11 protein-coding genes are annotated in these 12315 nt (G+C 63.2%); 8 read left to right on the top strand and 3 right to left on the bottom strand.

Translation table 11 applies throughout. The features are described from left to right. Positions 1 to 4 precede the first annotated feature (4 nt). The gene (locus CU_RS04505; RefSeq protein ID WP_012360147.1) at positions 5 to 247 is read right to left on the bottom strand and encodes a DUF3039 domain-containing protein; all 243 of its coding nucleotides are present in this window, start codon (positions 245 to 247) and stop codon (positions 5 to 7) included. 60 nt (positions 248 to 307) lie between these two features. On the opposite strand from CU_RS04505, the gene CU_RS04500 reads away from it, so the two are divergent. The 6 genes from CU_RS04500 (at position 308) to galE (ending at position 6191) form a co-directional block, all read left to right on the top strand. Then, the gene (locus CU_RS04500; protein WP_012360146.1) at positions 308 to 778 is read left to right on the top strand and encodes a DUF3099 domain-containing protein; all 471 of its coding nucleotides are present in this window, start codon (positions 308 to 310) and stop codon (positions 776 to 778) included. A 149-nt stretch (positions 779 to 927) separates the two neighbouring features. Continuing rightward, positions 928 to 2625, top strand: coding sequence for a DUF7782 domain-containing protein (locus tag CU_RS04495; RefSeq protein ID WP_231837761.1), 1698 nt, complete (start codon positions 928 to 930; stop codon positions 2623 to 2625). A gap of 10 nt (positions 2626 to 2635) precedes the next feature. Next, positions 2636 to 3103, top strand: a complete 468-nt coding sequence (dtd, locus tag CU_RS04490; RefSeq protein WP_012360144.1) for a D-aminoacyl-tRNA deacylase — start codon at positions 2636 to 2638, stop codon at positions 3101 to 3103. Positions 3104 to 3277: 174 nt separating this feature from the next. Next, on the top strand, positions 3278 to 4300 hold the full coding sequence (locus tag CU_RS04485) for a sigma-70 family RNA polymerase sigma factor (RefSeq protein ID WP_012360143.1): 1023 nt from the start codon (positions 3278 to 3280) through the stop codon (positions 4298 to 4300). Positions 4301 to 4391: 91 nt separating this feature from the next. Continuing rightward, positions 4392 to 5111, top strand: a complete 720-nt coding sequence (locus CU_RS04480) for a metal-dependent transcriptional regulator (protein ID WP_012360142.1) — start codon at positions 4392 to 4394, stop codon at positions 5109 to 5111. A gap of 63 nt (positions 5112 to 5174) precedes the next feature. Then, positions 5175 to 6191, top strand: coding sequence for a UDP-glucose 4-epimerase GalE (galE, locus tag CU_RS04475; RefSeq protein WP_050816643.1), 1017 nt, complete (start codon positions 5175 to 5177; stop codon positions 6189 to 6191). Here the strand turns inward: galE and CU_RS04470 are convergent. Next, complete coding sequence (locus CU_RS04470; protein WP_262368135.1) at positions 6188 to 7504, bottom strand: DUF4192 domain-containing protein; 1317 nt, start codon at positions 7502 to 7504, stop codon at positions 6188 to 6190. The genes galE and CU_RS04470 overlap by 4 nt on opposite strands. 212 nt (positions 7505 to 7716) lie before the next feature. On the opposite strand from CU_RS04470, the gene CU_RS04465 reads away from it, so the two are divergent. Continuing rightward, positions 7717 to 8751 (top strand): PAC2 family protein, encoded by a 1035-nt coding sequence (locus CU_RS04465; protein WP_012360139.1) that lies wholly within the window; start codon positions 7717 to 7719, stop codon positions 8749 to 8751. Beyond that, the gene (locus CU_RS04460; RefSeq protein ID WP_012360138.1) at positions 8751 to 11309 is read left to right on the top strand and encodes a DEAD/DEAH box helicase; all 2559 of its coding nucleotides are present in this window, start codon (positions 8751 to 8753) and stop codon (positions 11307 to 11309) included. The genes CU_RS04465 and CU_RS04460 overlap by 1 nt, the downstream gene beginning before the upstream one ends. On the opposite strand, the gene CU_RS04455 is transcribed toward CU_RS04460, so the two are convergent. Continuing rightward, complete coding sequence (locus tag CU_RS04455; RefSeq protein WP_012360137.1) at positions 11293 to 12261, bottom strand: hydrogen peroxide-inducible genes activator; 969 nt, start codon at positions 12259 to 12261, stop codon at positions 11293 to 11295. The genes CU_RS04460 and CU_RS04455 overlap by 17 nt on opposite strands. Positions 12262 to 12315: the final 54 nt, after the last annotated feature.

The raw sequence follows: 12315 nt of genomic DNA, 5'->3' as shown, positions 1-12315 counted from the left end.
GGACCTACTTCTTACGCAGGCTCTGGTAAATTTCCTCGCACTCCGGGCACACCGGGGAACCCGGTTTTGCCTGCTTCGTCACCGGGAAGGTTTCACCGCACAGTGCAACCACCAATCGGCCCATGACCGCCGACTCCACGATCTGGTCCTTCTTGACGTAGTGGAAAAACTTTGGGGTGTCGTCCTGAGTCTGCTCCCGCTCATCAACCTTCGGACGTTCCAGCGTGCTGGTGCTCGTGGCGCTCACAATCCTCCATCTTGCCCCTGGGGGCTTCCCACAATTGACTCTCGTACTACCGTAGACGGTATGTCAGCAGCAGAGAAACGTGCCGGTCGTACCCGGGGCACTTCGGCCACCGGAGCGCGCCGTTTCCGCCGTCCTGGCAAGCGGGTTGACCGGATCACCGACGCAAAGAAGTCGCAGCTGGAGGACTGGCACCACCGGCGTCGCCTATATTTGGGGCTCCAGATCGCCCGCATCCCGGTGCTTGTCTTGGCCGTGATCCTGCTGTGGGTCACCAATAACCTCATGCTGGGCGCGGTGGTGGCGTTCATCAGTGTTCCGCTGCCCTGGGTTGCGGTCATGCTCGCCAACGAGTCGGGAGAGGCCACCAAGGAGTCGGAAAAGGTCTACAAGCCCGGCCTCGTGCGGGCGAACCGGGAGGCACTGGCCAATTCTCAGCTCTCCCAGGCGACGAGCCCGCAGCGACAGCTGGAGCCCAGCCACGTAGACTCTGCCGGCCGCCACCCCGTCATTGACCACAAGTCAGAAGACTAGCTCGGCCATCATCAGGGTGGACGTGCAGCATGCCACTGCCCCAGCGCCCATAAAAAGAACAGTGATTTCCCGGCGGCATGCAGAGCCAGTTTCCCAACCACGACCGAGAAAAGAAGGCAATCCCCACAGTGACAACCCAACCTTCCAGCATGCAGCTCACTTCCCAGCCCGCCCGCGAGGCCCTCAGCAGCCTTCTCGCCGCTTCCCGTGAGCGCGGTCTCAGCACTACCCTGCTCGAGGACGTCCTGGGCGAGGCCGGCCTTCGCTCCCTCAACCTTGCCAACCCAGCCGGAGCGCTGCGCTCAGTCCGCAGCTATAGCCGGGGCCACTCCAATCGCGACACAGGCGCAGCCGAACTGGTGGAGCTCTTCGTCTTACGGGAACCAGCAACCCGGGCGAGGTGGCAGGAACTCATCGGCACTGACCTCACCCGGCGCGCCATCGACGCCCGCTTGATCGCATCCCTGCCCGGCAGTGCGGATGAGTTGCAGCTGCGGGTGGATATCCGCCCTTATTCCTTCCCACACTTGTTCGGTGGTGCGGATGGCGATGCACCCAGCCTTGGCGGCGAATTCTTGCTCGCGTCGGATCCGGATGCTGGCCTGTGGCCGCAGGAACCCACCCCGGATGATCACGTACCGGGCCTGGGTAACGCTCCCCGGTCGCTGCTTCGAGCCATCCCGCCGGCGGACAATCCGTGGCTGCCGTCCCCGAGGCGGATCCTCGACCTGGGTTGCGGTGGTGGGGCGCTGAGCTTGGCCTTGCAATTGGCCTACCCTGAGGCGCACGTGGTGGGAACGGATATTAGTGGCCGGGCGTTGGACTTCGCCGCCATCAATGGCACGCAGCTTGCACAGGCCCAGGGTCAGCTATCTACAGGTGTGGCAGCTCCCGAGAGCTGCATCGAGTGGCGGGAGGGCTCCTGGTTCGAGCCAGTGGCGGGTGAGCGCTTCGATCTCATCGTGTCCAATCCGCCTTTTGTGGTCCAACCCCCGGAGGTCGGACATGTCTACCGTGATTCTGGGCTGGGCTTGGACCGTGCGACCGAGCTGGTCGTCTCTCGTGCTCCTGAGCACCTCGCGCCCGGCGGAACGGCGCATATTCTGTGTTCTTGGGCGGTGTCTGCTGAGGATTCGGTGGCGTCGAAGATGGGGCGTTGGCTGCCGGCGGAAGGGGTGCGTGCCTACGGCTTGGTGCGGGAGTATGTGGACCCGGAGACCTATGTGACGACGTGGCTGAGCGACGAAGGGATCGACCCACGATCCCCAGAGGGGCGGAGGAAGGCCGGGCAGTGGCTTCACTACCTGGCTGACAACGGTGTGAGCCATATTGCGCTGGGTTTTGCGCACCTTCGAGCTATCGATGGCTCCACTGAGGTCACCGTAGAACAGCTGCCCGACACCATGGTGCCGGGCAGCCCGCTGGGCGCGGAGGTGGCTGAGTGGTTCATCCGCAGTCAGTGGCTGGCCGACGTATCCGCCGAGGATGTCCTGGCCGAGCGTTTTGCCGTTCGTCCTGGGGTGGCCACCGAGTTGGTGCGGCAGGCCGATGCGGAGGCCGGCCAGGGTTTCCGGGAACTATCTCTCCGCCTGGCTCGGACAGATGGTCCGGCTTGGACGCATGAGATCGACGCCGCGGTGGAGTCCATCCTCGCCGGTCTGAATCCGGAGGGGTTGGCCCTGGAAGATGTGCTGGGGCTTTATGCGGCTGTGACGGGGCCTTCCGAAGACGAGTCGCACGTTGATTATGAGGAGGTCCTGATGGAGAGGATGCTGGGGATCATCGTCGACCTCGTTCGTCACGGCATCGTATTGCCGAGCAGTCTGGTCGACTGGGCAGAAAGGTAAGTGGAGGATCATGAAGGCAGTTATCAGCACGGTGAGTCAGGCCAGCGTCGACGTCCGGGATGATTCCGGTGAGGTCCGTCGAGTCGGTGAGGTCTCCGGTCCGGCGTTGCTTGCGCTCATCGGCAGCGGTAGGGACGACGACGCCGACGCGTGGGAGACGATGGTGCGCAAGATCGCCGAGCTTCGGTTGTTCCCCGCCTCGGGTGAGCCGTGGGGTGGCCAACGGGACCTGTCGGTTGAGGAGGTGGGCGGTTCCGTGCTGGTGGTTAGCCAGTTCACCCTGATGGGTAAAACGAAGCGGGGTCGGCGCCCCAGCTGGTCGGAGGCGATGCCGGGTCCGGCTGCTGAGCCGGTGATTGAGAAGATCGTCCACGGGCTCCGGAACCGTGGGATCCATGTTGAAACTGGCGAGTTTGGGGCGGATATGCAGGTCAGCTCCGTGAACGAGGGCCCTTATACCGTGCTGGTTGAGTGTTAGGTCGGCGAAGCGTGGGGTGAGTAGCCCCCGTTTGTGGGGTGTACGCATTCCTCGCCCCGACGGTGAACCTGGGTCTGGGAACAAAACCCGGACCTCGGCCGTTGGTAGTATTAGCGCCTCAAAAATAGCGCCCCGTCGGATGCCCATCGTGAGCTCAAGAGGAGACCGAACTGCATGAGCAAGTCCACCAACGGCAGCGATTCTGCCCCCGCGACGTCTACGAAGGACGATTCTTCGCAGCAGGAGCAGAATACTGACCGCCGTCGGCGCCGAGGCAATAACGAAAACCCTTCGGCCGACCTCGTCCGGGTGTATCTCAACGGCATTGGCAAGACTGCCCTTCTGACTGCTGAGGACGAGGTTGAACTTTCCCAACGCATCGAGGCTGGGCTGTATGCGGAGCAGCTGCTCAAGAGTGGCGAGCCATTGACGCGTGCGAAGAAGCGCGATGTGAAGATTCTCGCCCGTGAGGGCAAGGCCGCACGCACTCACCTGCTGGAGGCGAATCTGCGTCTCGTGGTCTCGTTGGCCAAGCGCTATACCGGCCGTGGCATGCCTCTGCTGGACCTGATCCAGGAGGGCAACCTGGGTCTGATCCGCGCGATGGAGAAGTTCGATTACAAGAAGGGCTTCAAGTTTTCCACCTATGCCACCTGGTGGATCCGTCAGGCCATCACCCGCGGTATGGCCGACCAGTCGCGCACTATTCGCCTGCCGGTTCACCTGGTGGAGCAGGTTAATAAGCTCTCCCGCATCAAGCGCGAAATGTACCAGCACCTGGGTCGTGAGGCGACGTACGAGGAGCTGGCTGAAGAGTCGGGGATCCCGGAGGATCGGATCGAGATGCTGATGAAGCAGTCCCGCGACCCGGTGAGCCTCGACATGCCGGTCGGCACCGACGAGGAAGCCCCGCTGGGCGACTTCATCGAGGACTCTGAGGCGGAGGATGCCGAGGCTGCTGTTGTCGCCAGCCTGCGCCACTCCGATATCCGCTCCGTCCTGGCGACTTTGGAGCAGCGAGAGCAGGATGTCATCACCCTGCGCTATGGACTAGATGATGGCCTTCCCCGGACGTTGGACCAGATCGGTCGTCAGTTCGGTCTTTCCCGTGAGCGGGTGCGCCAGATCGAGCGCGAGGTCATGGCGAAGCTGCGGGAGGGCCAGCGCGCGGACAAACTCCGCGAATACGCGGTATAGTGCGCCACTCCCCTGGATCGGGGATGTATGGTTGAGGCGTTGATTTTTTCGAGGCTTCCATCAGCTCGAAAGGTGAGAAAGGGCCAGTAGGGTGCGCGATCTAGTAGACACAACGGAGATGTACCTCCGGACGATTTACGAGCTCGAGGAAGAGGGCATCCCGCCGCTGCGCGCCCGGATCGCCGAACGGCTTGAGCAGTCCGGCCCGACGGTAAGCCAGACGGTGGCCCGCATGGAGCGCGATGGTCTGCTCTCTGTTGAGAAGGACCGCTCCCTGAAGCTCTCCGCTGAGGGCCGGGCACTCGCGACCGCTGTCATGCGCAAGCACCGCCTCGCGGAGCGTCTGTTGACCGACGTCATCGGGCTGCCGTGGGACAAGGTCCACGACGAAGCCTGCCGGTGGGAGCACGTCATGAGTGACGAGGTCGAACAGCGCCTGGTCGAGGTTCTCGATGAGCACGACACCTCCCCCTTCGGCAACCCTATCCCGGGGCTGAATTTCCTCACCGAGCAGGCAGCGGACAGCACGGATTTTTCCCAGACGGCGGTGGCGGAGGATCCGAATTCGGTTCGTGCCGCCGACCTTGCCGCCGGTGAGGAGCATGAGGCCGTGGTCGCCAGCTTCAACGAGATTGTCCAGGTCGAGGGCTCGTTGATGAAGCGGCTGCGCAAGGCTGGCATTCTCCCGGGTGTCACGGTCACTGTGATTCCGGCTGAGGATCACCTTATTCTGCGTATCGGCTCTGCCGAGGTCGCCATCCCCAGCGAGTTGGCGCACGCTGTCCGCGTCCGCAGCGTCTCAGACGTTTAACCATTTTTGGGGTCCGGCGGCCCCTCACACCTCGCGTTCCTTCTATTGAAGAAAGCCCCCACAGTGACTGAACACAACGCAATTGAACCTGGCAGCAACGTCCTCGTCACCGGTGGCGCGGGCTACGTGGGCAGCGTGTGCACCGCTGTCCTCATCGAAAATGGGTTCCACGTCACCGTCGTGGATAATCTGAGCACCGGCAATCGGTCCGCGATCCACCCCAAGGCGAACTTTGTGGAAGGAGACATTGCCGATGTGGCCAGCGAGGTTTTGGCGGATGGCGATTTCGCCGCCGTGTTTCACTTTGCTGCTCGATCGCTCGTGGGCGAATCCGTGGAGCAGCCGGATGCCTACTGGCACCACAATGTCGTCACGACCCTCACACTGCTGGACGCGATGCGCGAAGCGGGTGTGAAGAACATCGTCTTCTCCTCCACCGCCGCCTGCTACGGCGAACCGGAACAGGTGCCGATCACGGAGGATATGCCCACGGCCCCGACGAACCCCTACGGTGCCTCGAAGCTGACGATCGACTACATGCTCACCTCCTACGCCAAGGCCTACGATCTGGCGGCAACGAGCCTGCGCTACTTCAACGTCGCGGGTGCCTATCAGCAGTTCGGTGAAAACCGCGAGGTGGAGACCCACCTGATCCCCATCGTCCTGCAGGTCGCTCTGGGGCACCGTGAGTCGATCAGTATCTTCGGCTCCGATTGGCCTACCAAGGACGGCACCGCGGTGCGCGACTACATCCATATCAAGGACCTCGCGGACGCCCACGTGCTGGCCGCAACCTCCAACGTGGCCGGCGAGCACCGGATCTTCAATCTCGGTAGCGGTGATGGGTTCAGCGTCCGGGAGGTCATCGACACCTGCCGGGAGGTCACCGGAGCAGAGATCCCTGCAATCGAGGCTCCTCGGCGCGCCGGTGACCCTGCAGTGCTCATCGCCTCGAGTGCGAAGGCCATCGCTGAACTGGGTTGGGAGCCGAAACTCTCGGACCTGACGACGGTGGTGTCGGACGCTTGGCGGTTTACTTCCGCGCTGGGTGACGCGGCCCACTCCGCTCCCCGTCCTTAGGGGTTCTCAAGCTCGCGCCCCTCGCTGTCGAGGAGGCGAAGGTGCCCTACCGCATCCCAGTCGAGTACCCGCGTGAATATTTTCCTCGTGTCGCCCGAGATGTCTTCGTGGGGGTTCTTCCCGTTCAGGACCTCTGTGGCGATTGCGACCTTATCCTTGACGATTTGGAGCGCGAGGCCGGTTTTCAGGGCTATGACGAGCACCTGATTATCCTTCCATCCCCTAGCGCTGGTCGCTTCGCAGACTGCCCGGCGCGCGGTGTGGAACGCGACTACCCCTTCCCCATTCCCGACGAGTACCTGTGTAAGCACGTAGAGCACGTTGCTTCTCACGTCGCCGACACAGTGGCGAGCGGTGGCCGCGAGAAGTGACCGGATTACGGGCGAGGGCATGCCGATTGATGCGGTGATAACAAAGGCCTGACTGCGCGGGTCTGCACAGAGCCCAGCGATCACGCCGAGGAGCTGCTGGTCCGCCATTGCGTCCTCCACCGTGGTGAGTCCATCGAGTATCTCTTCTGTTTTTGCCAACAACTGGTTGAGGGCGGCGTCCAGGCACTGCGGGTTCAGATGTCCTGCCAAGGGTGGGTCCTGTTCGTCCAGCCAGCATTCCATGTCCTCGCGGGCTGCGAAGTTCAGGGCGTTGGTCACCCCCGCGTGGAGAACTACTGGGTTGGCACTCTGTACCGGGATGGTGCCCTCATCCACCCATAGTTGTGTGTGGAGGTCGTATGTCGCCCACTTTTGATGATCTGCGATCTCCTGGGCCCAGTGGCTGGTGTACACCGGGATTCCTGCCAGAGCGAGTTGAGTTCGTGTGTCCGTGAACACGTCGACGCCACGGGCCGGGGTGTCGCCGATAACGAGGATGATCGCTTGCGGGCATTGGTCCGTCGGCACGGTGTCCAAGATGGGCGCGCCCAGGGCGGCACAGAAGGTCTCGATGGCCTCCCCGGTGCTATCTCCGCCCAAGTCTGCTCTCACGACGGGGCCTACCTGAAAGGTGACGGTGCGGTGTATGGCGGCCCGGGTGCCCGGGCTGCTATCCCGAGGCGACCTGTCCTTGCTGGCCGGCTGGAGGCCGATGAGCACCAGGGAGTCGTGCGGTGTGAAGCCGAGCATGGCCGGCAGACCCGCCAAAAGAGCCCCGGGGTCGGCTCCCAAGGAGATGCTGGGTTGCCCGGTTGGAGCTGCGCTGTGTTCTCGGGCGCCCCGTAGCCTACTGCCGGATGACTGGGCCTGCGCGGCGCTGGTCTCGTGGGGAATATTCCGGTGGTCGTTGTGGTTAGAATGACGTGAATGATGTGATCTCATGAGTAAAGTGTGCTCGATCACTCGGCCAGCCCCGACGCAGTAGCGTTGGTCGGCGGAGGAGAACAGCCAGGACCCTGTGGACACGCAGGGACTGTGGATAACTTCCCCACGTCGGTGCCCGCCACGTGTTTTCGCTGACCTGGACTCGGTTGAAACCCTGGCCCCGGCCCTGCTGGCCCGCTGTCGTTGTTAAGGAAGGGAGCGCGAAGACGATGCCTCAGGATAATTCTTTTGGTCGCCGTCCCCGGAACGCCATGTACGAAATGGAATACCCCGTCCCGCTAGAGGCGGATTCTCCGGACGAAGGTATTCCGATGCTCATCGCTCTCCAGGGCTATGCCGATGCGGGCCAGGCCATCGCAGTCAGTGGAAATCATCTCCTGGAGGCACTGGAAAGCTCGGTTGTCGCTAGCTTCAACCTCGATGATCTGCTGGATTACCGCGCACGGCGCCCCAGCATCACGATCGACGAGAACCGGATCACTAAGTCCGACAAGCTCAGCCTGGACGTACGCATCGTCAAGGATGTCAACGACCGGCCCTTCCTGCTGGTCGCCGGCCCTGAGCCGGATCTGAAGTGGGAGGCTTTTGGGCACGCGATCGTGGAGTTGGCGCAGAGAGCAAACGTCTCCCGAGCGATTTCTTTCTACTCTGCCCCGATGACGGTGCCGCACACCCGCCCGCTGGTGGTTTCCGCGCATGCCTCGGAACCGTCGCTGGTGCGGGACTACCACACGTGGGACGCACGGCTGGTGGTCCCCGGGGCTGCAGCGCTCGAGACCGAAATGCAGCTGTCCGCCGCAGGATTCGACGCCATTGGGCTTACCGCCCATGTGCCTCACTACATCGCCGGTTCGGAGTACCCGGAGGCAAGCTACGCGCTGCTGAAGGCCTTCGCAGACCTTGCCGACCGCGAGCTTCCGTTGAAGACGCTCGAGAAGGATATGTCCCGGGTGCAGCAGCAGCTCGCACAGCAGACGCAGGACTCCCACGAGATCGCCACCGTCGTTGGTGCCCTCGAGCAGCAGTACGACAAGGAAGTCCGTAGGCTTCAAAAGAAGAAGAGTTCGTTGCTCGAACCAGGACAGGACATCCCCACTGGCGAGGAGCTGGGCGCCGAGTTCGAGGCATTCCTAGCCCGGATGAATGACGCGGCGGATACCGATTCCGAGGCAGATGGGGAGGATCCGAAGAAGCCCGGCGATAGCAACGACCCACACGACGACGGTGAAGGAGACACACAGTAGTGGGAATCGCTGCCCAGCTGGCCGACCTACTCCCCGACCTCGACGAGGTCCCTGAAGGACTCGTCGACGACGCCGTCTTGGCGTCGTTCCTGCGGTGGACGGAAGATCGTGGGATCAGCCTCTACGAGGCGCAGAAGGAGGCCGCCACAGCGCTGGTCGCCCAGGATCACGTCATCCTGGCGACCCCCACGGGCTCCGGAAAGTCCATGGTGGCTTTGGCTGCCCACTTCGTGGCACTGGCACGCGGGCAGCGCAGTTTCTACACTGCCCCAATCAAGGCGCTGGTCAGCGAAAAGTTCTTCGACCTGTGCGCGACCTTCGGTCCAGAAAACGTCGGCATGATGACCGGTGATGCCACCGTCAACGGCGGCGCCCCCATCATCTGTGCCACCGCCGAGATCCTCGCCAATATCGCCCTTCGCGACGGCAAGAATGCACAGGTCGACCAAGTGGTCATGGACGAGTTCCACTACTACTCCGAACCCGACCGCGGCTGGGCTTGGCAGGTCCCCCTCCTAGAACTGCCCCACGCCCAGTTCCTGCTGATGAGCGCCACCCTGGGCGACACCACGTGGCTTGAGAATGACCTGACCGACCGCACCGGCAGGCCCTGCACCCACGTCGCAGGCTCGGTGCGACCGGTGCCGCTGAGCTTCGACTACGTCTACACCCCGGTGCACGAGACCATCGAAGAGCTGGTCAAGGACGGCAAAGCCCCGGTCTACGTCGTGCACTTCACCCAGCGCGAGGCCATTGAGCGCGCTCAGGCCCTGACGAGCCTGAGCTTGGTCGGCGAGGAGAAGAAGAAGGCGATCGCGGAAGCCATCGGAAATTTCAAGTTCACCACTAACTTCGGCAAAACCCTGTCCAAGCTGCTGCGCCGCGGGATTGGTGTCCACCACGCCGGCCTGCTGCCGAAATACCGGCGCCTGGTGGAGCAGCTTGCCCAGCAGGGCCTACTGACCGTCATTTGTGGCACCGACACCCTGGGCGTGGGAATCAACGTCCCGATCCGCTCGGTACTCATGACGGAGCTAGCCAAGTTCGACGGCGAACGCCACCGCATCCTGAAGTCGCGGGAGTTCCACCAGATTGCCGGACGGGCGGGACGCGCGGGCTACGACACGGAAGGCACCGTCGTCGTCCAGGCACCGGAACACGAGATCGAGAACTTCCGGCTCCGCCAGCGGGCCGGAACGGACCCGAAGAAACTCAAGCGGCTGCGCAAGAAATCCGCACCACAGGGCCGAACCACCTGGTCCGAGAGCACGTACGAACGCCTGCTCACCGCGGAGCCAGAGGAGCTGGTCAGCCAGTTCACGATGAGCAACTCGATGCTGCTGAACATCATCGCCCGCGATGAATGGACCTTCGCTGCCCTGAAGCGGTTGCTCCGCAGCAGCCACGAAACACGCGCGAAGCAGAACGCGCATATCCGCACCACGATTGAGCTCTACCGTGGCCTTCTCCGTTCTGAGGTGGTCGAGGAATTCGATGCGGACACGCCATCCGGTAAGGACGCCCGCCTGACCCAGGAATTGCAGCGCGACTTCGCACTCAACCAACCTCTAGCCCCGTTCGCGCTGGCTGCCCTGGACCTGCTCGACCCGGAGTCCCCAGAATTCACCCTGGACGTGATTTCCACCTTCGAGGCGGTCCTCGACGATCCCCGCCAGGTTCTCAGCGGCCAGCAGCGCGCGGCCCGCGATGAGGAGCTCGCCGCGCTCAAGGCGGAAGGCGTGGACTACACCGAGCGGATGAACATCCTCGAGGACGTCACCTATCCGCAGCCGCTGGCCGATTCCCTCGACAATGCCTTCGAGATCTTCTGCGAATCCAACCCTTGGGCGAAGGACTTCGACATCTCCCCGAAGTCAGTTCTGCGGGACATGATCGAAAAGGGCATGACTTTCTCGGACCTCATCGCGACCTACCAGCTGGGGCGTTCCGAGGGCGTGGTGCTGCGCTACCTCACCGACGCGTGGCGCACCCTGGATCATTCGGTGCCACAGAGCTACCGCACGGAGGAGCTCGAGGACATCATCGAGTGGCTAGGCGAGCTCATCCGCCAGGTGGACTCCTCCCTATTGGACGAGTGGGCCACCCTCTCCGACCCTGATGCCCCGCTCACTGAGGAGCAGGTCACGGAACACGCCTTCGGGGTCACCGATAGTTCCGCTCTCTCGGCCAACAAGCGAGCACTGCGGCGCATGGTGCGCAACCACATGTTCCGCCACGTCGAACTCTTCGCCTTCGAGAAAGAGGATCAGCTGGCAGAACTGGACTCCTACTTGGAGGAAACACCCGATTGGCCGGCCGCCATGGACGACTACTTCGAGGAGTATGCGGACCTGGGGGTCGACGCCGACGCCCGTTCCAACTCGATGGTGCTCATCGACGAGGCTCCGGAGGGGGCGCCGGGCCAGTGGCGCGTGCGCCAGATTCTGGACGACCCGGAAAAGGACCACGGATGGGCCTTCGAAGGCATGGTGGACCTGGCCGCTACAGACGAGGCCGGCGAGGTACGGCTAGCGAGCCTGATTATTCACCAAGGCTAGCGGCCAGCTCCGCTCGAGCAGTCTTCTGTACCACCTCATACGCCTCGGAGAGGACCCGCCCAAGCTCTTCGTAATCCTCGGTGCGCACGCTGCTGGAGCGGTAGGCAATCCCCACGGTGCGACCCGCCGCCTTCTCCTCGGGGTCAAAGGTCGCCAGGCCGATGCCCGGGCGCTGGCACTCACTGGGCACCGCGCTCAGCGGGACGAGAGTCGCACCCTGCCCGGCGGCCACGAGATGCACCACGGTGGACAGACTCGTTGCCCGGGTCACCGCCAGCCGGGGATCATGGCTCATATTCACCCTGCGGCACAGGTCCATCACCTGGTCCCGCAAGCAGTGCCCCTCATCGAGGAGCAGAAGGTCAAGCTTTTCGAGGTCGGTGACCCGCAGATCACGGCGTCCGGCCATCGGGTGGCCTTCCGGGACGACCACCACGAACTCCTCGTCGTAGAGGGGAATCGTGGTCAGCCCGGCGTCCTCAAAGGGAAGGCCCAGGACTGCGACGTCGATACGCCCTTGCCGGAGGGCATCGACCAGGTGGTGGGTCTTCTCCTCCACGATGCGGGGAGTATCCCCAGCCTGTGGCTCGTCGAGGGCGCGCAAGAAATCCGGAAGAAGGAATGGCGCGATCGTCGGAATCATCCCCACCACCAGTGCGCTCCCCAGCCCGCCTTTCACAGAGTTGGCATGATCGACGAGCGCGTCCACGCTCTCCAGGGTGGCGTGGGCAAAAGGCAACAGCGACCGCCCCATCGGCGTCACGATGACTTTTCGGGTGGAGCGCTCGATCAGCTGCACTCCGAGCCCCTGCTCGAGGGTCGCGAGTGCCTGCGAGAGCGAGGGCTGGGAAATGCCCAGGTGCGCCGCGGCGGTGCCGAAGTGGCCGTGTTCCGCGATCGTCGCGAAGGTCCGGACCTGCGCAATGGTCGGCCGATACTCTTTGTGGGTCACAGCTACCTATCAATGTTTCAACAATGCTGATGCTTTATCCTACGCGAGCTGGCC

Origin of the sequence: Corynebacterium urealyticum DSM 7109 (assembly GCF_000069945.1) — a bacterium.
Lineage (GTDB): Bacteria > Actinomycetota > Actinomycetes > Mycobacteriales > Mycobacteriaceae > Corynebacterium > Corynebacterium urealyticum.
This window is presented reverse-complemented; position numbering and strand designations above follow the sequence as displayed.

What these genes read in the sequence shown, in the direction of transcription:
- dtd (WP_012360144.1), top strand. Translation starts at nt 2,636, where the DNA reads ATGAAGGCAGTTATCAGCACGGTGAGTCAGGCCAGCGTCGACGTCCGG.
- CU_RS04470 (WP_262368135.1), bottom strand. Translation starts at nt 7,504, where the DNA reads ATGAGATCACATCATTCACGTCATTCTAACCACAACGACCACCGGAAT.
- CU_RS04465 (WP_012360139.1), top strand. Translation starts at nt 7,717, where the DNA reads ATGCCTCAGGATAATTCTTTTGGTCGCCGTCCCCGGAACGCCATGTAC.
- CU_RS04485 (WP_012360143.1), top strand. Translation starts at nt 3,278, where the DNA reads ATGAGCAAGTCCACCAACGGCAGCGATTCTGCCCCCGCGACGTCTACG.
- CU_RS04495 (WP_231837761.1), top strand. Translation starts at nt 928, where the DNA reads ATGCAGCTCACTTCCCAGCCCGCCCGCGAGGCCCTCAGCAGCCTTCTC.
- CU_RS04500 (WP_012360146.1), top strand. Translation starts at nt 308, where the DNA reads ATGTCAGCAGCAGAGAAACGTGCCGGTCGTACCCGGGGCACTTCGGCC.